Source organism: uncultured Serinicoccus sp., from assembly GCF_947500995.1.
Lineage (GTDB): Bacteria > Actinomycetota > Actinomycetes > Actinomycetales > Dermatophilaceae > Ornithinicoccus.
Window position 1 is genome coordinate 123166 of record NZ_CANMUA010000002.1, and the last position, 22041, is coordinate 145206.

The 22041-nt window shown below is 72.3% G+C and carries 20 protein-coding genes; 8 read left to right on the forward strand and 12 right to left on the reverse strand.

All coding sequences use genetic code 11. The features are described from left to right. Positions 1-50 precede the first annotated feature (50 nt). The 3 genes from Q0967_RS03665 (at position 51) to Q0967_RS03675 (ending at position 2792) form a co-directional block, all read left to right on the forward strand. A complete protein-coding gene (locus Q0967_RS03665) occupies positions 51-977 on the forward strand; it encodes an ABC transporter permease (RefSeq protein ID WP_298747117.1) in 927 nt (308 codons plus the stop codon). Between the two features lie 82 nt (positions 978-1059). Then, on the forward strand, positions 1060-2040 hold the full coding sequence (locus Q0967_RS03670) for an iron chelate uptake ABC transporter family permease subunit (RefSeq protein WP_298747115.1): 981 nt from the start codon (positions 1060-1062) through the stop codon (positions 2038-2040). After that, the gene (locus Q0967_RS03675; RefSeq protein ID WP_298746671.1) at positions 2037-2792 is read left to right on the forward strand and encodes an ABC transporter ATP-binding protein; all 756 of its coding nucleotides are present in this window, start codon (positions 2037-2039) and stop codon (positions 2790-2792) included. Before Q0967_RS03670 ends, Q0967_RS03675 begins: the two co-directional genes overlap by 4 nt. A 28-nt stretch (positions 2793-2820) precedes the next feature. Here the strand turns inward: Q0967_RS03675 and Q0967_RS03680 are convergent, their stop codons facing one another. Genes Q0967_RS03680 through Q0967_RS03695 form a run of 4 tightly spaced genes read right to left on the reverse strand, consistent with a single transcriptional unit; the run spans position 2821 to position 6216 of the window. After that, positions 2821-3222, reverse strand: a complete 402-nt coding sequence (locus tag Q0967_RS03680; RefSeq protein ID WP_298746668.1) for a DUF2256 and DUF3253 domain-containing protein — start codon at positions 3220-3222, stop codon at positions 2821-2823. Continuing rightward, complete coding sequence (locus Q0967_RS03685) at positions 3219-4052, reverse strand: carbohydrate ABC transporter permease (protein ID WP_298746665.1); 834 nt, start codon at positions 4050-4052, stop codon at positions 3219-3221. Before Q0967_RS03685 ends, Q0967_RS03680 begins: the two co-directional genes overlap by 4 nt. After that, the gene (locus Q0967_RS03690; RefSeq protein WP_298746663.1) at positions 4049-4924 is read right to left on the reverse strand and encodes a carbohydrate ABC transporter permease; all 876 of its coding nucleotides are present in this window, start codon (positions 4922-4924) and stop codon (positions 4049-4051) included. Before Q0967_RS03690 ends, Q0967_RS03685 begins: the two co-directional genes overlap by 4 nt. Continuing rightward, a complete protein-coding gene (locus Q0967_RS03695; protein ID WP_298746661.1) occupies positions 4921-6216 on the reverse strand; it encodes a sugar ABC transporter substrate-binding protein in 1296 nt (431 codons plus the stop codon). Before Q0967_RS03695 ends, Q0967_RS03690 begins: the two co-directional genes overlap by 4 nt. Before the next feature lie 185 nt (positions 6217-6401). On the opposite strand from Q0967_RS03695, the gene Q0967_RS03700 reads away from it, so the two are divergent. Continuing rightward, the gene (locus tag Q0967_RS03700) at positions 6402-7247 is read left to right on the forward strand and encodes an aldo/keto reductase (RefSeq protein WP_298746658.1); all 846 of its coding nucleotides are present in this window, start codon (positions 6402-6404) and stop codon (positions 7245-7247) included. Here Q0967_RS03700 and Q0967_RS03705 read toward each other — a convergent pair. Genes Q0967_RS03705 through dxs form a run of 3 tightly spaced genes read right to left on the reverse strand, consistent with a single transcriptional unit; the run spans position 7234 to position 11014 of the window. Next, positions 7234-8247, reverse strand: a complete 1014-nt coding sequence (locus tag Q0967_RS03705) for a phosphatase domain-containing protein (RefSeq protein ID WP_298746656.1) — start codon at positions 8245-8247, stop codon at positions 7234-7236. The two genes, Q0967_RS03700 and Q0967_RS03705, sit on opposite strands and share 14 nt — an antisense overlap. Continuing rightward, positions 8190-9110 carry a diacylglycerol kinase family protein gene (locus tag Q0967_RS03710; RefSeq protein WP_298746653.1) on the reverse strand — a complete coding sequence of 307 codons (921 nt, stop codon included), beginning with the start codon at positions 9108-9110 and terminating at the stop codon, positions 8190-8192. Before Q0967_RS03710 ends, Q0967_RS03705 begins: the two co-directional genes overlap by 58 nt. Positions 9111-9124: 14 nt before the next feature. Continuing rightward, the gene (dxs, locus tag Q0967_RS03715) at positions 9125-11014 is read right to left on the reverse strand and encodes a 1-deoxy-D-xylulose-5-phosphate synthase (protein ID WP_298746650.1); all 1890 of its coding nucleotides are present in this window, start codon (positions 11012-11014) and stop codon (positions 9125-9127) included. A 103-nt stretch (positions 11015-11117) separates the two neighbouring features. Between dxs and Q0967_RS03720 the strand changes: the two genes are divergently transcribed. Beyond that, on the forward strand, positions 11118-11501 hold the full coding sequence (locus Q0967_RS03720) for a hypothetical protein (protein WP_298746647.1): 384 nt from the start codon (positions 11118-11120) through the stop codon (positions 11499-11501). Positions 11502-11519: 18 nt separating this feature from the next. Here the strand turns inward: Q0967_RS03720 and Q0967_RS03725 are convergent, their stop codons facing one another. Beyond that, positions 11520-12338, reverse strand: coding sequence for a PhzF family phenazine biosynthesis protein (locus tag Q0967_RS03725; RefSeq protein WP_298746645.1), 819 nt, complete (start codon positions 12336-12338; stop codon positions 11520-11522). 18 nt (positions 12339-12356) lie between these two features. After that, entirely contained in the window at positions 12357-12716 is a 360-nt protein-coding gene (locus tag Q0967_RS03730; protein WP_298746642.1) for a hypothetical protein, read from the reverse strand. Positions 12717-12820: 104 nt separating this feature from the next. Here Q0967_RS03730 and Q0967_RS03735 point away from each other — a divergent pair, with 104 nt between their 5' ends. The 3 genes from Q0967_RS03735 to Q0967_RS03745 all read left to right on the forward strand — a co-directional run bounded on the left by Q0967_RS03735 (position 12821) and on the right by Q0967_RS03745 (position 15913). Beyond that, positions 12821-13654: a siderophore-interacting protein gene (locus Q0967_RS03735; RefSeq protein WP_298746639.1), complete on the forward strand. Its 834-nt coding sequence runs from the start codon at positions 12821-12823 to the stop codon at positions 13652-13654. 53 nt (positions 13655-13707) lie between these two features. Then, on the forward strand, positions 13708-14613 hold the full coding sequence (gene ppk2, locus Q0967_RS03740; RefSeq protein ID WP_298746637.1) for a polyphosphate kinase 2: 906 nt from the start codon (positions 13708-13710) through the stop codon (positions 14611-14613). Positions 14614-14887: 274 nt separating this feature from the next. Continuing rightward, a complete protein-coding gene (locus tag Q0967_RS03745) occupies positions 14888-15913 on the forward strand; it encodes a hypothetical protein (RefSeq protein ID WP_298746636.1) in 1026 nt (341 codons plus the stop codon). A 61-nt stretch (positions 15914-15974) separates the two neighbouring features. Here the strand turns inward: Q0967_RS03745 and Q0967_RS03750 are convergent, their stop codons facing one another. The 3 genes from Q0967_RS03750 to Q0967_RS03760 all read right to left on the reverse strand — a co-directional run bounded on the left by Q0967_RS03750 (position 15975) and on the right by Q0967_RS03760 (position 22041). Further along, positions 15975-18797 (reverse strand): aconitate hydratase, encoded by a 2823-nt coding sequence (locus tag Q0967_RS03750; RefSeq protein ID WP_298746634.1) that lies wholly within the window; start codon positions 18795-18797, stop codon positions 15975-15977. A 142-nt stretch (positions 18798-18939) separates the two neighbouring features. Beyond that, a complete protein-coding gene (locus Q0967_RS03755) occupies positions 18940-20616 on the reverse strand; it encodes an LLM class flavin-dependent oxidoreductase (RefSeq protein WP_299449128.1) in 1677 nt (558 codons plus the stop codon). 24 nt (positions 20617-20640) lie between these two features. Beyond that, positions 20641-22041: a class I SAM-dependent RNA methyltransferase gene (locus Q0967_RS03760; RefSeq protein ID WP_298746628.1), complete on the reverse strand. Its 1401-nt coding sequence runs from the start codon at positions 22039-22041 to the stop codon at positions 20641-20643.

The window sequence follows — 22041 nt, forward strand, 5'->3', positions numbered from 1 at the left end:
CCGCCACACCGGCAGGGCGGGGCGCGGGCCGGAGGTCCTCGCCGTGGACGCTGCCGGTCGCGGTGCTGCTCACGGCCGGGCTGCTCCTCCTGTCGCTGTCGGTGGGGGTCTACGACATCACCGGGGGCGAGGACGGCTGGGCGATGTTCGGCATCACCCGGGTGCCACGGACCATCTCGCTGGTGCTGGCCGGGGCCGCCATGTCGATGTGCGGGCTCGTCATGCAGCTCCTGACCCAGAACCGCTTCGTCGAGCCGACCACGACGGGCACGACCGAGTGGGCCGGGCTCGGGCTGCTGCTCGTGCTCATCCTCGTGCCGGGCGCGAGCCTGCTCACCCGGATGGGCGGGGCGGTGCTCATGGCCTTCCTCGGCACGATGGTGTTCTTCCTCTTCCTGCGCCGGGTCTCCCTGAAGTCCTCGCTCATCGTCCCCATCGTCGGCATCATGATCGGTGCCGTCGTGGGTGCCGTCTCGACCTACCTGGCCATGTCCACCGACATGCTGCAGCAGATGGGCATCTGGTTCGCCGGCAGCTTCACCTCGGTGGTGCGGGGACGCTACGAGATGCTGTGGATCGTCCTGGCCGTCACGGTCCTCGTCTTCCTGCTCGCCGACCGGCTGACGGTCGCGGGCCTGGGCAAGGACATCGCGACCAACGTCGGGCTCGACTACGACCGGATCATCCTCATCGGGGTCGCGATGGTGTCGGTGGCGACCGGCATCGTCACCGTGGTCATCGGCGCGCTCCCGTTCCTCGGGCTCATCGTCCCCAACGTCGTCTCCCTCATCCGCGGTGACGACCTGCGCAGCAACCTGCCGTGGGTCTGCCTGCTCGGCGTCTGGGTGGTCACCGTGTGCGACCTCATCGGACGCACGATCATCCAGCCCTTCGAGGTGCCGGTGTCCCTGATCCTCGGGGTCCTGGGCGCTTTCTTCTTCATCGCCCTGCTCGTCATCAGGCAGCGCCGTGGCTGAGACCCGCACCGCCGCACCCGGCCTCTCGACGACCACGCGGCCCCCGACCCCGGGGGACGCGCCGCGGCGCACCGGCCCCTTCGTGCGCGGCCGCGACCGGGTCCGGTACGCCGTGGTCATGGTCCTGCTGACCGTGCTCGCCGTGGGCTTCACGGCCGGGATCCTCGCCTACGACAACCCGATGCCGGTGGGCAGCGACGGCTTCTGGCGCATCGCCGAGCTGCGGGCGACCAGCGTCGCGGTCATCCTCGTGGTCGCCTTCTGCCACGCCTTCGCCACCGTGAGCTTCCAGACCGCCACCAGCAACAGGATCATCACCCCCTCGATCATGGGTTTCGAGGCGCTCTACGTCGTGGTGCAGACCGGCGCCGTCTTCGTCTTCGGCGCCTCAGGAGTGGCGATGGTCACCGGCACGACGCAGTTCCTGCTGCAGGCCGCCCTCATGGTCGTCGTGGCCACGATGCTCTACGGCTGGCTGCTGTCCGGCCGCTTCGGCAACATCCACGTCATGCTGCTGGTCGGGGTCATCCTCGGTGGCGGCCTCGGGTCGCTGTCCACGTTCATGCAGCGTCTGCTCACGCCGAGCGAGTTCGACATCCTCACCGCCCGGCTGTTCGGCAACATCGGCAACGCGGACGCGGCATACCTGCCCTATGCCGTGCCCATCGCCCTGCTCGCCGGCGGCGCCCTGTGGTGGCGCGCCCGCCGGTTGGACGTCCTCGCTCTCGGCCGGGACGCCGCGACCAACCTCGGGCTGCACCACCAGAGGGAGGTCATCGTCGTCCTCGTCCTCGTCTCCGTGCTCATGGCGATGACCACCTCGCTGGTCGGTCCGATGACCTTCCTCGGATTTCTCGTCGCGATGCTCGCCTACCAGCTCGCCGACACCTACGACCACCGGCTGCTGCTGCCGATGGCCTTCCTCCTGGGCTACGTCGTCCTCAGCGGTGCCTACTTCGTGCTCAGGCACGTCTTCTACGCCCAGGGCCTGGTCACCGTCATCATCGAGCTGGTGGGCGGGCTGACCTTCCTCGTCGTCATCCTCCGAAAGGGCCGGCTGTGATCGAGCTCGTCGACGTCACCAAGACCTACGGCACCGAGACCACCATCGGGCCGGTCACGACGCAGATCCCGGCCGGGGGGATCACCGCGCTCATCGGCCCCAACGGTGCCGGCAAGTCCACGGTGCTCACCATGATCGGCCGCCTGCTGCGGCCGGACCAGGGCAGCATCACGGTCGGCGGCCACGACGTGAGCGCCACCCCGTCCCTGACGATCGCCACGATCTTGTCGATCCTGCGGCAGGAGAACCACTTCATCACCCGGCTCACCGTGCGCCAGCTCGTGGGCTTCGGCCGGTTCCCCCACTCCCGCGGCCGGCTGACCCCGGAGTGCGAGCGGCACATCAGCGAGGCCATCGACTTCCTCGACCTGACCGCCCTGGAGCACCGCTACCTCGACGAGCTCTCGGGTGGCCAGCGCCAGCGTGCCTACGTGGCGATGGTGCTCGCGCAGGACACCGACTACGTCCTGCTGGACGAGCCGCTGAACAACCTGGACATGCAGCACTCGGTGCAGATGATGCGCCAGCTGCGCCGCGCCGCCGACGAGCTGGGCCGCACCATCGTCATCGTCCTGCACGACATCAACTTCGCCGCCCGGTATGCCGACCTCATCATCGCGATGAACGAGGGCCGCATCACCGAGATGGGCCCGCCCGCACAGATCCTCACCGAGGACATCCTCAGCCGGGTCTTCCACACGCCCGTCCGGGTCATCGAGGGACCCGACGGGCCGCTGGCCGTGTACTACTGACCTGACCCATGCCGGCACCGACCGGACGTCACCGGGTCCCGTCGCCACGTCGGACCCGGATCGGGCCACGAGCCGTCGACGGGTCCACGACGCGGCCCTGCTGGACGATCTCCACCTCCCCGTCGGCGACGAGCCGGCGGGCGGCCCGGCGCGCCGGCTTCATGAGCTCGCGCCACTCCTCGAGCCCACGGTCCCGGGCCACCTGACGGGCCGCCTCCGAGGGGCAGATGGTCGCATCGCGTGCCCGTCGGTCGAGCAACACGACGATCGCGTCCTCCAGGGCCCGGTCCACCTCGCCCACCCCCCGGCGCCGGCAGGCCGCCGAGCAGTAGCGCACCTCGTCCCAGTCCCGCTCCCACTTCTTGCGCCAGGTGATCGTCCGGCCGCAGGCCAGACAGGTCTTGTCCGCGGGGCGGGACTCGCGGCTCATCGCAGCCCGCTGCGGGAGAAGCCCTGGACGAACCAGCGCTGGGCCAGGAGGAAGACCAGCACCATCGGCGCCACGGTGATGAGGGCGAAGGCCATGGTCGCGCCGTAGTCCGGCCCGAACTGGCCCTGCAGGAAGAGCAGCCCCACCGGCAGTGTGTAGAGCGCGTTCTCCCGCAGCGCGATGAGCGGCCAGGCGAAGTCGTTCCACACCTGCAGCATGCTCATGAAGAAGAGCACGGCGATGAGCGGTCGCGACAGGGGCAGGACGATGCGCCAGAAGATCTGCAGGTGCGTGGCGCCGTCGATCCGGGCCGCCTCGATGAGCTCGCGCGGGATGGTGAGGATGAACTGCCGGGCCAGGAAGACCCCGAAGGCCGAGGCGGCCGTCGGCAGGATGACCGCCCAGTAGCTGCCGTAGAGGCCGAGGTCGGTGACGAGCCGGAACAGCCCGACCATGATGACCTGCACCGGCAGCATGAGCGTGGACAGCGCGACGAGCAGCAGGACCCCCGAGCCCGGGAAGCGCAGGTGCGCGAAGGCATACCCGGCCAGCAGGTTGACGAGCACGATGATGACCGAGGTCACCAGGGCGATCGCCACCGAGTTGCCGAACCAGGTGAGCACCGGGAAGGAGTCGAGGACCCGCCGGAAGTTGTCCAGCGTGGCCTGCTCCGGCCACAGCCGCAGCCCTCCCCCGGACAGCGAGGACCGGGTGGAGAAGGCGACGACCACCATCCAGTAGAGCGGGAAGAGGATGACCGCCGCGGCGAGCAGGGCGCCCAGCAGGCGCAGCCCTGCGGCCGTGCGGCGGCGGGTGACGTGGCTGCTCACTCGGTCTCCTCCCGTCGGCGCTGGGCGCGCCACCGCAGGGCGGTCACCGCGAGGGTGACGGCGAGCAGCACGACGCCGATGGCCGCGGCATACCCCTGGTCGCGGGTGACGAACCCGGTGTCGTAGGCGTAGGTGACGAGCACCGTCGTGGCCCGCTCCGGGCCGCCGCCGGTCATGACGAAGACGATGTCGAAGACCTGGAAGGAGTAGATGATGTTGAGGATGAACAGGAAGAACGACTGGTTGCTGAGCTGCGGGACGGTGACGTGGCGCAGCCGCTGCCACGCGTTGGCGCCGTCCAGCCGCGCCGCCTCGTAGAGCTCGGTCGCCACCCCCTGCAGCCCCGCCAGGTAGATGAGCATGTTGAAGCCCACCCGCCACCACAGGGTCATGATGACGACGGAGGCGAAGGCGGCCGGACCGTGCGTCTGCCAGTCGACCTGAGGCAGGCCCAGGGCGCGGGCCACCTCGGCGAGGAAGCCGCTGTTCTCGTCGAAGATGAGCACGCCCATGAGCGCCGTCGCGACCCCGGAGATGGCCATCGGCAGGATGAGCACCGAGCGCAGGGCCCCGCGCGCCGGGAGCGCGGAGTCCAGCAGCAGGGCCAGACCGAGGCCGATCGCCATCGCGGCCGGGGTCACCAGCACCGTGTAGAGCGCCGTGTTGAGGGTGGCCCGCCAGAAGACGGGGTCCTGCGCGAGGCGCCGGTAGTTGTCCAGGCCGACGAAGGTCCCCTCGCCGAAGCCGTTGGTCTCCTGCAGGCTGATGACCATGGCGCCACCGAGCGGCAGCAGCACGAAGACCCCGAGCAGCAGGAGCGTGGGCGCGGCGAACGCGTAGCCCGCCCACGCCTCGCGGACGCGCGCCGTCACTGCGTCGCAGCCTCGATGCCGTCGGAGAGCGTGGCGAGGGTCGTCTCCACGTCGGCGTCGCCGAGGAAGCTCGCCTCGAGACCGTCCTGCAGCACCGTGATGATCGAGGACATGTCCGGCGAGGCGACCTGCCCCGAGTCCTGCGGCAGCACCGCGCTGGACTGCTGCAGGAAGACCTGCGACAGCTCGGGACGCACCTCGAACTCGATGCCCTCCTCCACCAGGTCGGCCCGGGTGGGCAGCAAGGAGGACCCCGCGCAGAACTCGCGCATCTGCTCGGCCTCGGTGACGAACTCGAGGAACCGGGCGACCAGCTCGGGCTGCTCGGTCTGGGCGGTCGCCACCAGGGCGTTGCCGCCGAAGTCGCCCGCCGAGCGCTCGTTGCGGGGCGGGAAGGTGGCGGCCCACTCCCGCTCGTAGGTCGCCTCGGCATCAGGGATGAGGAAGGCCCCGGCGAAGACCATGGGGACGGTCCCGGCGAACCAGCTGTCCGCGGCATACGTCGAGGAGCTGATCGAGTTGTTGCGCGGCACCAGGTTGTCCCGGAAGAAGCTCGTGGTGAACTCCACCGCCGCGGCCCCCGCGTCGGAGTCGATCGCCGGCGTCACGAGGTCCTCCTCGAGGAAGCGCCCGTCGGCCTCGAACAGCCAGCTCAGCCAGCGGGTCACCCCGTTGCCCTGCCAGTTGTAGGCGAAGGGCGACTGGTCCGAGGGCAGCGACTCCTGGAGCCGGCGCGCGACGTCGGCGAACTCCTCCCACGTCCAGGCCTCCTCCAGCGTCTGCGGCACCGAGTCGATGCCGGCGTCGGCGAGGGCCTGGACGTCGTAGAGGATGACCGAGGTGTCGGTGTGGTGGGGCACGCCGTAGGGCGAGCCGCCGTTCTGCACCGCGGCCCAGGCCTGGGGTGTGAACCGGTCGGCGAAGCCGTCGCTCAGGTGCGGGGTGAGGTCCAGGAGCTGGTCGCGCCCGGCGTAGCTGCCGAAGGTGTAGTAGGGCACCCGGAAGACGTCCGGCGGGTTCCCGGCCTGCAGCTGGGCGTCGATGTTGGTGAACATCTGCTCGTAGGGCACGGCGTTGAGCTCCACGCTGGCCCCGTCGTTGGCGGCCTCGAAGGCCGAGATGGCCGACCGCAGGGCGGCGAGCTCGGCGTCGGTGCCCCAGGTGGTGAAGGTCAGCGACCCCTCGGCCGAGGCCGAGCCGGACCCGGTCGAGAAGCCGGCGCAGCCGCCCAGGGCGGCGGGGGTGGCTGCCGCTCCCAGGGCAGCGAGGAACGAGCGTCGTGACAGTCGCATGGTGACTCCGTGGGTGAGGAGGGACGGTGACGGGTCGCCGTGCGGGGAGCGGCTGCGGCGAGCCTAACCCCGACGTGCGCGCCTCGTCCTGTTCGGCCGTCCGGTCCCGGAGGCGGCCGGGCGAGGCCGCTCACCGGGGACCGCCACCCGGGAATTCTGCGCCGGGGTCCGTCGCTGGAGCGGGTATGACTGTTCCGACACTGAAGCTCCACGACGGCACCACCATCCCCCAGCTCGGTTTCGGGGTCTTCCAGATCCCGCCGCAGGAGACCAAGCAGGCGGTGCTGCAGGCGTTCGAGTTCGGCTACCGCCACATCGACACCGCGCAGATGTACCAGAACGAGGCGGGTGTGGGTGAGGCGATCGCCGAGTCCGGCCTGTCGCGGGACGAGATCTACGTCACCACCAAGCTCAACAACGGGTTCCACCGCCCCGAGGACGCACGGCGCTCGCTGGACGAGTCGCTGGACCGCCTCGGCCTGGACCAGGTCGACCTGTTCCTCATCCACTGGCCGCTGCCCACCCGCTACGACGGCGACTACGTCTCCACGTGGGAGACCATGCTCGAGCTGCAGCGTGCGGGCAAGACCCGTTCGGCAGGCGTCTCCAACTTCGAGCCCGACCACCTCGAGCGCATCGTCGAGGCCACCGGCAGCGCCCCCGTGGTGAACCAGATCGAGGTGCACCCCTACTTCGCCAACGAGGCGGCCCGGACGGCTACGCAGCAGCACGGAGGTCTGGTCGAGGCCTGGTCGCCCATCGCCCAGGGCGCCGTCCTGGACGACGCCGTCCTGCTCGGCATCGCCGACGCCCACGGGCGCACCCCGGCGCAGGTCGCGCTCCGCTGGCACATCCAGCGTGGCGACATCATCTTCCCCAAGTCCGTGACGCCGGGCCGGATGCAGCAGAACTTCGCACTCTTCGACTTCGAGCTGACGGACGAGCAGATGAGCGCCGTCGACGGGCTGGACAAGGGCGAGAACGGCCGCCGCGGGCCGCACCCCGACGAGATGGACGTCATCCCCGACTGACGGACCCCAGGGTCGCCAGGTCCGCCTCGAGCAGGGCGGCGACCCGGTCGGCCTGCCCCTCCTCGAGCTGCAGCGCCCCGAGCTCGGTCTGCACCGCCCCCGCGACGGTGCGGCCCTGCTCGGGGCTCAGCAGTCCCAGCCGCACCGCGTGGGCCGCGGCCCCGACATAGGTGTCGAAGACGTGGACCCGCTGGTCGGCCCAGGCGGCCCGGGCGGCCGCGTCGAGGCCGGTGACGTCGTGCAGGAGCGTCCCGACGACATGGTCGTGCGGCCGGGCTGCCATCTCGGCGCCGACGTCCCCGTCCGCCTGGCCGCTGTCCCCGATGAACACCATGCGGCTCTCCGGGAAGAGCAGGTGGTCGCGCTCCATGTTCTGCAGCTTGCGCTCGGCGATGGCGTTCTTGGTGTGCAGGTTGAGCAGCGAGCCGCCGAGGACGGTGTGGGTCGGCATGCCGAGCTCGGAGAGGTCGTCGCGGGTGTACTGCTCCACGAGCCCGAGCGGTCCGCCCGGGCGGGCGGTGACGAAGGTGAGGTCGCCGACCCGCCCCGGGTCGGCCGTCGCGCCGCGGTCCAGCTCGGTGAGCAGTGTGACCACGCCGGGGTAGACGGTGCCGCGCGGGAAGCGGTCGTCGTGGATCGCCGACCTCACGGTGTCGTCGATGTCGCACAGCACCCGCAGGTCCGAGGAGGGGTGCTGCGTCGCCTGCGCCGCGATGTGCTCCAGCACCACGTCCTGCAGGTCGTCGTCGAGGTGGTCGAAGACCAGGTGCTCCAGGTCGTGGTGGTCGCCGGTGGCGTTGAGGCGGTACTTCAGGTCGTGGAACGCCGCTCCCTCCAGGGTCGTCAACGTGTCGACGATGGCCTCCTGGTCCTCCCGCGTCACCCGCCCCCGGTGCAACGGTCCGATGAGCCGGGCCAGCAGCTCGGTCGGCACGGTGGCGCTCAGGGGAACCCCGTCTTCGTCGCCACCCGGACGGCCGCCGGCAGGAGCTCGATGCATACGCGGAGGATATCCGGCACCACGTCGCCGTCGACCTGGACCGGGCCGGGTGCCGGCAGGTCGACCACCACCGACCGGCCGGTGCGATAGCTCAGCGCGGGGTGCTCACGCCGTCGGACCCCCAGGCCGGTGGCCCCGATCGACGTCCAGTCCCGCGCCCGGCGGGGCCGCACCACGGCGAGGTGCAGCAGGCCGTCGTCCATGAGGGCTCCGGCGCCCGGCACGAGGCGCGCCCCCAGCGGGAGCCGCCCCCCGTTGACGGCGAGCACGCTCCAGGCGGTCTCGGCCCGCTCCTCGGTGTCGTCGAGCCGGACGCGCACCGGCAGACCCGGGCTGCCCAGTCGACGCAGGCCCGGGGTGACGTAGGCCCACCAGCCCGTGCGCGCCTTGGCCGTCGCCGACAGTCCGGCGAGGATCTGCGCGTCGTGGCCCACCCCGACCACGACGAGGAAGGACAGGGTGCGCACCGCCCCGTCCGCGTGCCGGAGCTCCACCCGGCCGAGGTCGACCCCGCGCCCGGCCCCGGACACGGCGACCCGCGCCGCCGCCAGGGGGCTGCGGACCGGCAGGCCGAGGTTGCGGGCGGCCAGGTTGGCGGTGCCGCACGGGACGACCCCCAGGGTCGCGCGGGTGCCGACCACGCCGGCCACCTCCCGGACCGTGCCGTCTCCCCCAGCGACGACCACGCGCGAGCAGCCGGCGTCCACGGCTGCGCGGGCCTGGGCGGCACCCGGCTCCTCCGGCGTGGTGGGCAGCAGCCGGGGTGGCCCGGTGCCGGCCTCGCGGCACGCCTCCTCGACCGCGCGCCGGGCCGCGCCGGCGCCGCGCGCGACCGGGTTGAGGACCAGCGCGACCGAGCCCACGGCCCGGAGGTCTCTCAGACCAGCCGGGCCGACAGCGACGTCGCCACGGCGTCGGGCGTCAGGCCGATCCGCTCCAGCACCTGGTCGCGCGAGCCGTGCTCCAGGAACTGCTGGGGTATACCGTAGCCGTGCACCGGGACGTCGACACCGGCGTCGTCGAAGGCCCGCGAGACCGCGCTGGCGATGCCGCCACCGACGACGTTGTCCTCGATGACCGCGACCCGGTCGGCCCCCCGGGCCAGCTCGAGCAGGTCGGGGCTGACCGGCAGCACCCAGCGGGGGTCGACCACCATGACCCGACGACCCTCGGCGTGCAGCTTGTCGGCGACCTGCAGGGCGGTGGCGGCCATCGACCCGACGCCGACGAGCAGCAGCTCGGGCACCTCGTCGGTCGCCGCCGACCCCTCGGCCGGCACGTCGCGCAGGACGTCGAGGGTGCCGATCCGGCGGACCGCCTCGATCGGGGGACCCACGCTGCCCTTGGGGAAGCGCACGACCGACGGGCCGTCGTCGATGTCCACCGACTCGCGCAGCGCGAGCGCGACCTGCTGGCCGTCGCGGGGCGCGGCCACCCGCACGCCGGGGACGATCCCGACGAGGGTGAGGTCCCACATGCCGTTGTGGCTGGCGCCGTCCGAGCCGGTGATCCCCGCCCGGTCGAGCACGAAGGTCACCCCCTGCCGGTGCAGCGCGCAGTCCATGAGCAGCTGGTCGAAGGCGCGGTTGAGGAAGGTCGCGTAGATGCAGACCACCGGGTGCATCCCCGTGAAGGAGAGCCCGGAGGCCATGGCGACCGCGTGCTGCTCGGCGATGCCCACGTCGAAGACCCGGTCGGGGAAGCGCTCGGCGAAGGGCTGCAGGCCCACCGGGATGAGCATGGCGGCGGTGAGCGCGACGATGTCGTCGCGCTCGCGGCCCAGCCGCACCAGCTCGTCGCTGAACTCGTCGGTCCAGGAGCGTCCCGAGACCTCGAGCGGCAGCCCGGTCTCGGGGTTGATCTTGCCGACGGCGTGGAAGCGGTCGGCCTCGTCGGCGGTGGCCGGGTCGTAGCCGTGGCCCTTCTCGGTGAGCACGTGCACGAGCACCACGCCGCCGAAGTCGTGCGCCCTGCGCAGCGCGGTCTCCATCGCCTCGACGTCGTGACCGTCGACCGGGCCGAGGTACTTCAGCCCCAGGTCCTCGAACATCCCCTGCGGGCTGACGATGTCCTTGATGCCCTTCTTCATGCCGTGCAGCGTGTCGTAGACCTGCCGGCCGACCATGGGCGTGCGTGACAGCTGCCGCTTGCCCCAGGACAGGACGTGCTCGTACTCCTGGGTCGCCCGCAGCGAGGCGAGGTAGTCGGCCATCCCGCCGCGGGTCGGCGCGTAGGACCGCTCGTTGTCGTTGATGACGATGATGAGCGGCAGGTCGGGCTGGTCGGCGATGTTGTTGAGCGCCTCCCAGACCATGCCACCGGTCAGGGCGCCGTCACCGATGACGGCCACCGTGTGCCGGTCGGTCTCGCCGCGCAGCTTGCGGCCGGTGGCGATCCCGATGGCCCAGGACAGGGAGGAGCTGGCGTGGCTGTTCTCGACGACGTCGTGGTCGGACTCGGCGCGGCTGGGGTAGCCCGAGAGGCCTCCCTGCTTGCGCAGCGTCGAGAAGTCGTGCCGCCCGGTGAGCAGCTTGTGGACGTAGGAGATGTGCCCGGTGTCGAACAGGAGCGTGTCGCGCGGGGAGTCGAAGACCCGGTGCAGCGCGATCGACAGCTCGACCACGCCGAGGTTGGGGCCGAGGTGACCGCCGGTCTGGGAGACCGAGGAGATGAGGTATGCCCGGATCTCCTCCGCGAGCGCCACCACCTGCCCCTGCGTCAGCCTCTTGAGGTCGGACGGTCCGGTGATCGTGCGCATGAGGGCCACGGGACTCCTCCGGGGTCGGCGGCGGTGCGGTCGAGGGACAAGTCTACGCGGCCGCGCCTGGGACACCGCTGGGTCGGGCCGCGCGGGCGGCTACGCTGCGGGGATGGGCCAGCCTCGCACCCCGGTCGTCATCGGCGTCTACGACCCGGACGGAGGGGTGCTGGGCGAGGCGGCATACCTGTGGGGGAAGGTCCGCGGCACCACCCACTGCTCGCTGTGCGACATCACCCACTCCCCGGTGCGCCGGAAGAAGGAGTGGGACGCCCTGGTGGCCCGGCTCCACGTGACCGTCGAGCTGCGGCACCGCAACGAGCTGACGGCGGCCCAGAGCGCGGCCGCGCTGGAGTCCGGGCTCCCGGTGGTGCTGGTCGCCGACCTCGAGCGGCAGGGCTACGACGTCCTCCTCGACGCCCAGGACCTGGAGCGCACGGGCGGCGACGTCACCGCCTTCGGCGATCTGCTGCAGGAGCGGCTGGCCGCACGCTGAGCGAGGTGCGACGGGGCCTCAGAGGTGCACGGACCCGGTGACGGCGGCCACGACCCGCCCGCCGACCCACAGCCGGTCGCCCTCGCGCCGCACGTCGATGCGGGCATCGCGACCCAGTGCGGTGCCCTGGCGTGCGGTGTAGTGGGTCCATCCCTGGTCGCGCTGCGCCAGGATCATCGCCACCGAGGCATTCAGGCTGCCGGTGGCCGGGTCCTCGCGACGACCGGTCTGGTCGGGGAAGAAGGCGCGCACCTCGTAGCCGTCCGCGAGGTCCCCGCCGAACACCCCGAGGTAGGTCTGGTCGCCCTCCCCGAAGCGGGGCCGCAGGTCGCGCACGGCGGCGGCGTCCCGCAGCTCGGCCACCACCCAGCCCGGCCCGTTGTCGCCCCACTGCAGACTCAGCGGCTCCTGCCCGAGGATGCCGGCCACGTGGTCGGCGATCCCGGCGTCCACCGGGCCGGAGCGCCGCAACGCCGGGGCGGCGAAGGACAGCAGCTCACCGTCGGAGCGCAGGGTGACCAGCCCCAGACCGCACTCCTGCACGACGGCGCCGGCGGCGGCCGGCCGTCCGCCGGCGTCGAGCCACGCCCGGCAGCTGCCCAGCGTGGGGTGCCCGGCGAAGGGCAGCTCGGTCGTCGGGGTGAAGATCCGTACGCGGTAGTCCGCCCCGGGGTCCTCCGGCCGCAGCAGGAACGTCGTCTCCGACAGGTTGGTCCAGGCGGCGAAGCGCTGCATCGTCGCGGCGTCCAGGTCGTCGGCGTCGTGGACCACCGCGAGCGGGTTGCCGTCCCCGGTGCGGGTCGAGAAGACGTCGTACTGGCTGAACCGGTGGGACATCGGGCCAGGCTAGACGACTCACCGGATCGGGGCCCGCAGGCGCAGCGCCTCCAGCAGCAGGCCGGCCGCACGGTGGTTGGCGCGTAGCCGCAACCCCTCCCGGGCCAGCGACTCCAGCACGTCACCGAGGGTGCCGGGGGGCAGCGCCGGCCCCAGCTCGGGGCGCACGTCGCGCCACGCCCCGCGCATCGCCTCCAGCTGCGCCTCCAGGTGCCGGGTCGCCACCCAGGCCAGCGCCGCAGGGTGACGCCGCCACGCGGCATACGCCCGGTAGTCGGCCGGGCACTGGTCGAGCAGCCAGGAGACGGCGGCCTGCTCCCACCCGGGCACCCCGGCAGGGGGCACCCGGTCGGGCCAGCCAGGGGGTCCGCCGCTCATGCGAACAAGTGTACGACTCCAGAGGGACGCGCCGCTCCCCCCGACGAGATCGCCGTGGCCTATTATGACGACGTCACTGTTCGCTATTGCTGCTGAGGACGACCATGCCCGACCCCGTCTCGTTGGCGCGTGGCCGCCAGCTCCACCCCCTGCACGTGCGCCACGCCGTCGTCCGCGAGGTCACCCCGCTCGGCGGACGGATGCGCAGGGTCACCCTGCGCCTGGGACCGGAGACACCGCCGGTCCCCTGGGTCCGGTTGGCGGTGGGTGACCACGTCAAGGTCGCCTTCCCCCACCCGACGACCGGCGAGCTCACCCTCCCGACCGTGGTGGACGACCGTCCCCATCTGCCGGAGGGCGTCGAGCGGCCGGTGGCCCGGGACTACACGGTGCGCGCCGTCGACGACGGACCTGACGGGCAGGACCTCGCGCTGGACTTCGTCGTGCACGGCTCCGGCCCGGCCAGCACGTGGGCGCGGGACGCCTCGCCCGGCAACACGGTGGGCCTGCTGGGGCCCCGCGGCTCGATGACCGAGCCGTCCGGGGCGGCACGCTACCTCTGCCTCGGTGACGAGACCGCCATACCGGCCCTCGGCCGGTGGCTCGAGGAGGCCCCCGCGACGGCACCCCTCGAGGTCGTCGTCCAGGTCCCCGGACCGGAGTCCGTGATCGACCTGCCGGCACGCGACGGTGCCACCGTGACGTGGCTCGTGGGGACCGGTGAGAGCGACCTGGCCGACCACCTGCACGGCCTCGACCCGCCCCCCGGTCCCGGCGACTACGTCTGGGCCGCCGGCGAGGCGAGGGCGATGGTCGCCGTGCGCCGGGCCGCCCGGGAGCACGGCATCGGGGCGGACGGGGAGAGCGCCCTGCACGTCGACGGGTACTGGCGGCGCGGTGTCGCCGGCCGCGACCACCACGCACCCCTCGAGGACTAGATGACGAGGCGTCGCACCTTCCCTGCGACCGGACTCTAGGGCAGAGTGGGGCGATGGGATCCCAGCGCACCACCGCGGCGAAGCGGACCGCAGGCGGGTCGGGCTCGCGCAAGAGCACCGTCCCCCGGCTGGACAAGAAGGTGTACGAGGCCGAGCTGCTGCGCCTGCAGGAGCAGCTCGTCGAGATGCAGACGTGGGTGCAGGACACCGGTCACCGGCTGGTGCTCGTCTTCGAGGGGCGCGACGCGGCTGGCAAGGGCGGGGCGATCAAGCGGGTCACCGAGTACCTCTCCCCCCGGCAGGCACAGATCGTGGCGCTCCCCACCCCGACCGAGCGGGAGAAGACGCAGTGGTACTTCCAGCGGTATGTCGAGCACCTGCCGGCGGCCGGTGAGACCCGGCTCTTCGACCGCTCCTGGTACAACCGCGGCGGCGTCGAGCGGGTCATGGGCTACTGCACGCCGGAGGAGCACCGGCGCTGGCTGCAGCAGACCCCGATCTTCGAGCGGATGCTGCTGGAGGACGGGATCATGCTGCGCAAGTACTGGTTCTCCGTCTCCGACGAGGAGCAGGAGCGCCGCTTCCGCTCCCGGATGGAGGACCCGATGCGCCGCTGGAAGCTGTCGCCCACCGACCTGGAGTCGCTGACCCGCTGGGAGGACTACAGCCGGGCCAAGGACGAGATGTTCGTCCACACCGACATCCCCGAGGCCCGGTGGAACGTCGTGCCCTCCGACGACAAGCGCTCGGCGCGCATCAACATGATCGCCCACCTGCTGGGGTCCATCCCCTACGAGAAGGTGGAGCAGCCCGAGCTGCAGCTGCCCGAGCGCCCGGAGTCGACCGGCTACCGGCGCACCGACCGCTCGCTGCAGCACCCGGTGCCCGACCACGCCGCCCAGGTCGCCGAGGCGGCGGGCAAGCCCGTGCGGCGCCCGAGCACCGAGGGCGCCAGCTGAGGAGCGCCGCCCGCGTTTGCGCCCTTGTCCGACTGTCGCAGCCGGAGGATGATGTGGCGCCAAGAGAGGAGCGCCATGAGCCCAGAGCGACGACCAAGCAGAGCCCCAGAGACGCCTCCGCCATCAGGGCTTTACGTCGAGGATGGCGTCATATGGATCTGGTACGACGAGGATCCCCACTGGCGTGAGATGGGCTTGCGCGGCGCGACTTCAGGCAGCGGCCTCGGAGACTTGTGGCGAGTAGCTTCTCCCACCGCGGCCATCCAGCACCGCCGTGACCGCTGAGCCAGGCCCAGGGGGCCTCGACGTCCTCGACCCGGTGGTCGACACGTGGGACGAGGCCATCGCCTCCGTCCGCAACAGTGCCAAGTGGCTGGTCATCGTGGTCGCCACGGTCGCGAGCTTCCTCTTCGGTGCCGGGACCCTCGGCGCTCGCTCAGAGCTGGGCGGCGCACCGGTACCGCTGCTGCTCCTGGCCGCCCTCCTCGGCGTGGTCGGCATCGTCGCGCTCGCGGAAGTAGCTTGGCGGGTAGCCGACGTCTTCCGGCCCGAGGTTGTCTCGATCGACGAATTCACGGACGAGACCAGGGCGGCCCTGCGCTCGTCCTGGTGGCTGGCCTTCGATGGCGAGCCAAAGACAGACCGGCCGGAGAGGGAGTTGCTTGACCAGCTGAAGGCTTATCAGATCCGCCTCGGACAACTCGATCTAGCACTCATCGAGCATCAGCATGCTGCGGGGACCGCCGGCGCTGCTAATCGAGCGACGCTGCGGCAACAGCGGCGTGCCCTCGTGAAGCAGCAGCGCCAGGCCCACCAGCTCACCGCGACCATGATGGACATGGAGCGCTACCACCGGGTCAGGGCGACACGGTCGCTGACCCCGCGGACCTATGTCACCGCCGGCATCGCGCTGGCCTCGGCCCTGCTGTTCCAGCTCACCCTGGCCGCCGCCACCGGCGCCGAGGAGGAGGACGCCGAGGCCGCTCCGGCCGGGGGCGCCGCCCCCGTGGTGGGCTGGCTGTCCCCGACCGAGGACGGGGCGGACTTCTGGGAGGCCGTCGGTCTCGCGTCGTGCCGCGCGCCGGCCGGTGCCGGGACGGCGCCGGACCAGCCGGCGGGCGGCATACCCGTCCTGCTCACCGAGGGAGAGGGCACGGCGGACGCCCCCTACGTCGTGCAGACCCTCTCCGAGCTGGGGTCGGACTGCCCGTCCGTCCGCTTCCCGGCGGACGAGCGGTTCACCCTCGTGCAACCGGTGCCGCGCACCGTGGAGATCGCCGACCCGACGTCGACGGACTGAGCACCCCGCCGGCCGTGCCGACGGGGTGCTCAGGGGTGGCGCGCTGCGCGCCCGGTCCGCCTCAGGCGGCCACGAGCGAGCGCAGGACGTACTGGAGGATGCCGCCGCCGCGGTAGTAGTCCGCCTCGCCGGGGGTGTCGATGCGCACGACCGCGTCGAAGGTGACCGGGTCGCCCTCGCCCTTGGTCGCGGTCACCTGGACCGTCTTCGGCGTGGAGCCGTCGTTGAGCGCCGTGACCCCGCTGATGTCGAAGGTCTCGGTGCCGTCCAGCCCCAGGCTCTCCGCGGTCTCGCCCTGCGGGAACTGCAGGGGCAGCACACCCATCCCGATGAGGTTGGACCGGTGGATGCGCTCGTAGGACTCGGCGATGACCGCCTTGACCCCGAGCAGACGGGTGCCCTTGGCCGCCCAGTCGCGCGAGGACCCGGAGCCGTACTCCTTGCCGGCGAGGACGACGAGCGGGATGTCCTGCTCGGCGTAGGCCTGGGCCGCGTCGTAGATCGTCGTCTGCTCGCCGCCGTGGGTGAAGTCACGGGTGAAGCCGCCCTCGACGCCGTCCAGCAGCTGGTTGCGCAGCCGGATGTTGGCGAAGGTGCCACGGATCATGACCTCGTGGTTGCCGCGCCGCGAGCCGTAGGAGTTGAAGTCCTTGCGGTCGATGCCGTGCTCGGAGAGGTACCTGCCCGCCGGGCTGTCGGCCTTGATCGAGCCGGCCGGGCTGATGTGGTCGGTCGTGACCGAGTCGCCGAGCAGCGCCAGCACCCGGGCACCCGCGATGTCCTCCACGGGCTCGGGCTCGGCACCCATGCCCTCGAAGTACGGCGGCTTGCGCACGTAGGTCGACTCGTCGGCCCACTCGAAGGTGTCGCCGTCCGGGGTGTCCAGGCCCCGCCAGCGCTCGTCGCCGGCGAAGACGTCGCTGTAGTCCTCGGTGAACATGTCACGGCTGATGGACTCGGAGATCGTCCGCTCCACGTCCTCCGGCACCGGCCAGATGTCCGCGAGGAAGACGTCGTTGCCGTCGGTGTCCTGCCCGAGCGGCTCGGACTCGAAGTCGAAGTCCATGGTGCCGGCCAGGGCGTAGGCGATGACCAGCGGCGGGGACGCGAGGTAGTTCATCTTCACGTCCGGGTTGATCCGACCCTCGAAGTTGCGGTTGCCCGACAGCACCGAGGTGACCACGAGGTCGTTGTCGTTGATCGCCTGGCTGATCTCCTCGACCAGCGGCCCGGAGTTGCCGATGCACGTGGTGCAGCCGTAGCCGACCAGGTGGAAGCCGAGCTTCTCGAGGTAGGGCCACATGCCGGCCTTCTCGAAGTAGCCGGTGACCACCTTGGAGCCGGGGGCCATGGAGGTCTTGACCCAGGGGGCGACGGTGAGGCCCTTGTCCACGGCGTTCTTGGCCAGCATCGCCGCGGCCATCATGACCGAGGGGTTGGAGGTGTTGGTGCAGGAGGTGATCGAGGCGATCGCGACGATGCCGTGGTCGATCTCGACGGTCTCCTCCCCCATCGTCACCTGGACCGGCTTGGAGGCGCGGCGGGTGTCGCCGTCCTTGGCCCGGCCCGAGCGGATCGGACGGTCGGCCTCGGTGCCGGCGTCACTGGCGTCGTGCGACGGCGCGTCCGAGGCCGGGAAGGTGTCCTCGAGCTCGTGGTCGACCCCGGTGAGCTCGGTCGGCTGCGCGTAGTTCTCCAGGTCGGAGCAGAACTGCTCCTTGGCGCGGGACACCTCGATGCGGTCCTGCGGGCGCTTGGGCCCGGCGATGGAGGGGACCACCGTGGACAGGTCGAGCTCCATGTACTCGCTGTAGCGGGCCTCGTGCTCCGGGTCCGCCCACATGCCCTGCTCCTTGGCGTAGGCCTCCACCAGGGCGACCTGGTCGTCCGGGCGCCCGGTGAGCCGCAGGTAGTCCAGCGTCACGTCGTCGATGGGGAAGATCGCGCAGGTCGAGCCGAACTCCGGGCTCATGTTGCCGATGGTGGCCCGGTTGGCCAGCGGCACCTGGGTGACGCCGTCGCCGTAGAACTCGACGAACTTGCCGACCACGCCGTGCTCGCGCAGCATCTCGGTGATGGTGAGCACGACGTCGGTGGCGGTCGCGCCCGGGGGCACGGCCCCGGTGAGCTTGAAGCCCAGGACCCGCGGGATGAGCATCGAGACCGGCTGGCCGAGCATCGCGGCCTCCGCCTCGATGCCACCGACCCCCCAGCCCAGCACGCCGAGCCCGTTGACCATGGTGGTGTGGGAGTCGGTCCCGACGCAGGTGTCGGGGTAGGCCTGCAGGGCGCCGTCGGTGCCGGACTCGCGGGTCATGACGGTCCGGGCCAGGTGCTCGATGTTGACCTGGTGGACGATGCCGGTGCCCGGGGGGACGACCTTGAAGTCCTCGAACGCCGTCTGCCCCCAGCGCAGGAACTGGTAGCGCTCCTCGTTGCGCTGGTACTCGATCTCCACGTTGCGCTCGAACGCGTCGGGGCGGCCGAAGACGTCGATGATGACCGAGTGGTCGATGACGAGCTCGGCCGGCGCGAGCGGGTTGATCTTGGTCGGGTCACCGCCGAGGTCGCCCATGGCCTCCCGCATGGTGGCCAGGTCGACGATGCACGGCACGCCGGTGAAGTCCTGCATGATGACGCGCGCCGGGGTGAACTGGATCTCGGTGCCCGGCTCGGCGTCTGCGTCCCAGCCGGCGAGCGCGTTGATGTGCTCGGTGGTGATGTTGGCGCCGTCCTCGGTGCGCAGGAGGTTCTCCAGCAGCACCTTGAGGGAGTAGGGCAGGGTGTCGGCGCCCTCCAGCCCGCCGATCCGGTAGATCTCGTAGCTGGCCTCGCCCACCTCCAGCGTGCCCTTGGCCTCGAAGCTGTTCGGATTGGGGCTCAACGTGATCGCTCCTTCGCTGGCTGGCTATTTATCTTGACATCAAGATATCTCACCGCGGGTGGGGGATGCAACGAGGCGCGCCGCACCCGGTGCTCCCATCCTGCCCCACCACCCGCCGCAGCGTCAGGTGGGGCGGGCGGGCTCAGGACAGCCCGTGCCGGCTCAGCGGTCCGACGAGCTCGCGCTCCTCGTAGGCCAGGTGCGACAGCAGGGTGTCCGTGAGCAGGTCGAGGGAGGACTGCACGCCCTCGAGCACCTCCTCGCCGGCCCGCCCGCTGCCGTCCTCGGCCACCAGCCGCACCAGCGCCCGGTCGAACTGCTCGAGCACGTCGTGGATGACGACGTGCTCCTCCTCCAGCCGGTCCAGCACCGCTCCCAGCCCGGGCTCGACCCGGCGCAGGTGCGGGAAGACGCTGCGGTCCTCCAGCGTGTGGTGCCCGGTGACGATCCGGCAGTAGGACTCGCAGTAGGCGCCCAACGTCCAGTTGTTCTGCCGCATCGTCATGGTGTTGACCACCGAGCGGGCCGCCCCGACGGTGAGGTGGCCGCGGCGCACCTGCTCCAGGACGTCGCGCACCTGGTCCAGCTCGCCGCGCAGCCCGTCGTGGATGTCCTTGAGGTGCTGGGCCTGCTCCGGGTGCGGGCCCGGCGCCCCGTCCGGGGCGACCGGGCGGCTCGGCTCGTCCCAGGGCATCGCGGACGAGAGCCGGCGCCCGTCGTCCGGCGTCGGCTCGACGGTATGCCGCCCGCTCCCCCGGCCCTCGTCGGTGCGCCCGGGGAGCGGCGCCTCCTGCGACGTCGTCGCAGCCCCCATCGACGCCTCCTGCGACGTCGTCGCAACCCCCATCGGCGCCTCCTGCGACGTCGTCGCAGCCCCCATCGGCGCCTCCTGCGACGTCGTCGCAACCCCCATCGGCGCCTCCTGCGACGTCGTCGCCCTCCGCGCCCGCTCCGCCTCCACCAGCTCCCGCGTCGCCGGTGCCACCTCGGCGGCGAACCGGCGCACCACGTCGGGGTCGTCGGTGCCGAGGACGTAGCTGCTCATCCCCACGGTCAGGGTGAGCTCGGCCAGCTGCTCGGCCCACTGCGCGGGGGTGCCGCGCAGGAACCCGCCATCGGTGCCGAAGCGGCCGCTGATGTTGTAGATGCGCCGCACCGACCCCGGCGGACGCCCGGCCGTCAGCGCCGCCTCGTCCACCACGGCCGCGAGCGCGGGGAGGGCGGGCGGGTCGGCATACCCCATGCTCGGGACCCAGGCGTCGGCGAGCCGGCCGGTGAGCCGCAGCATGCGCGGCTTGTAGGCCCCCAGCCAGATGGGGATGTCATGGGCGGGCGCGGGGCCGGCGTGCAGCCCCTGCGCCCGGTAGTGCTCCCCGCGGAACCGCAGAGTGCCACCGGCCCAGAAGGCCCGGATGAGCTCGACCGCCTCGGCGAGCGCGTCGACCGCCTCCCCCGGCGACCGGCGCGGACCGCCGGCGGCCACGATGCCGTCCCAGAACGCGCCGGCGCCGAGCCCGAGCTCGACCCGCCCGTCGGTGAGCAGGTCCAGCGAGGCCGCGGCCTTGGCCAGCAGCACGGGCGGTCGCAGCGGCAGGCTGGCCACGTTCGGGGCCAGCCGGATCGTCGTGGTCCGCGCACCGACGACCGACAGCAGCGTCCACGTGTCGAGGAAGCCGTCCTGGTAGGGGTGGTCCTGCACGGAGACGAGGTCCAGGCCCTCGACCTCGGCGACCTGCACGAGCCCGAGGAGCTCCGGTATGCGGTCGGCCGCCGGGGTGGGGAAGATGCCGAACTCCAGCTGCTGGTCCAGGTCGGGCACGAGGTCCTCCGTCAGGTCGTCGCGTCAGGTCGTCGTCGGCGCCGGGCGCAGCAGCGCCAGGCACTCGACGTGGTGGGTCATGGGGAAGGCGTCGAGCACCCGGAGCGCGGTGAGCTCCAGGCCCTCCTCGCGCGCGGTCGCGAGGTCGCGGGCGAGGGCGGCGGGGTCGCACGCGACGTAGACCACGGCGCGTGGCCGCAGCGCCGCGAGCGCGCGCACCACCTCGGCCCCGGCACCGCTGCGGGGCGGGTCGAGGACGACGACGTCGGCGGTCCCCCCGGACGCGACGAGCCCGGCCAGCGCCTCCGCGGTCGGCTCGGCGAGCGCGTGCGCGTGCGGGTAGGGCTCCAGGTGCCGCCCGGCGGCGTCCGCCGCGACCGCGTCGGACTCGACGGCCAGCACCTCGCCCGAGGCCCCCACGGCCTCGGCGAGCGGCACGGAGAAGAGCCCCACCCCGGCGTACAGGTCCAGCGCCCGCTCCCCCGGCTGCGGGTCGAGCCAGGAGAGCACCTGCGCGGTGAACTCGGTCGCGGCGCCGGGGTGCACCTGCCAGAAGCCGCGGGCGGAGAGGCGGAACTCGTGCTCCCCCACGGTCTCGACCACCTCGGGCACCGGGCCGACCGGCTCGGGGGTCCGGCGCGACCCGCGGCGCGGGGCGTGGCGGCGGCCCCGACGGCGGGGCGGGTCGCCCGGCACGACCAGCGGCACGACGACCGGGTCGCCGGCTCCGGGCGCGACGACGTCGAGCGCGCTCACCTGCGGGGCCGCCCGCCCGTGCCGGACCGGCACGCGGGTGGCGTCCACGAACGCCTGCGGGTCCTCGAACACCCCGGTCCCCACCACGCCCGGCGCGGCGATGAGGCAGTCGTCGACCGGCACCACCCGGTGCGAGCGATGTGCTCTGAGCCCGGCCGCCACCCCGTCCCCCTCGTGGCGGGGGGTGAGGGGGACCTCCACCCGCGTGCGCCAGCGCAGGCCCGCGTCGTCGCCGGGCAGCGGCTCGCAGACCATCCCCTCCGGTCCGGTGACCCGGGCCAGCTCCTGCTCGGTGCAGCCCCCGACCCGGGTGAGCTGCTCGTGCACCACCGCCGCCTTGAGGCGGCGCTGAGCGGCCAGGTCGGCGTGCTGCCAGTCGCACCCGCCGCAGCGGCCGGGCCCGGCGAAGGGGCAGGGCGCCGGCACGCGGTCGGCGGAGGCCTCGTGGACCTCGACGGCGTCGGCGCGCAGGAAGCGGCCCCCGCCCCCGCTGCCGGTGACGACGGCGCTCACCCGCTCCCCCGGCAGCGCGTGCCGCACGAAGACGACCTGCCCGTGCGGGGTGTCGCCCACCCGGGCGACGCAGTGCCCTCCGTGCGCGACGGGGCCGACGCGCAGGTCGAGCACGTCCCCCGTCCCGGGGGTCGCGTCCGGGACGGACGCGGGCAC

Coding starts and splice junctions, on each gene's coding strand:
- Q0967_RS03680 (WP_298746668.1), bottom strand. CDS start 3,222: ATGAGCCGCGAGTCCCGCCCCGCGGACAAGACCTGTCTGGCCTGCGGC.
- Q0967_RS03695 (WP_298746661.1), bottom strand. CDS start 6,216: ATGCGACTGTCACGACGCTCGTTCCTCGCTGCCCTGGGAGCGGCAGCC.
- Q0967_RS03700 (WP_298746658.1), top strand. CDS start 6,402: ATGACTGTTCCGACACTGAAGCTCCACGACGGCACCACCATCCCCCAG.
- Q0967_RS03705 (WP_298746656.1), bottom strand. CDS start 8,247: ATGCATCGAGCTCCTGCCGGCGGCCGTCCGGGTGGCGACGAAGACGGG.
- Q0967_RS03720 (WP_298746647.1), top strand. CDS start 11,118: ATGGGCCAGCCTCGCACCCCGGTCGTCATCGGCGTCTACGACCCGGAC.
- Q0967_RS03725 (WP_298746645.1), bottom strand. CDS start 12,338: ATGTCCCACCGGTTCAGCCAGTACGACGTCTTCTCGACCCGCACCGGG.
- Q0967_RS03730 (WP_298746642.1), bottom strand. CDS start 12,716: ATGAGCGGCGGACCCCCTGGCTGGCCCGACCGGGTGCCCCCTGCCGGG.
- Q0967_RS03735 (WP_298746639.1), top strand. CDS start 12,821: ATGCCCGACCCCGTCTCGTTGGCGCGTGGCCGCCAGCTCCACCCCCTG.
- ppk2 (WP_298746637.1), top strand. CDS start 13,708: ATGGGATCCCAGCGCACCACCGCGGCGAAGCGGACCGCAGGCGGGTCG.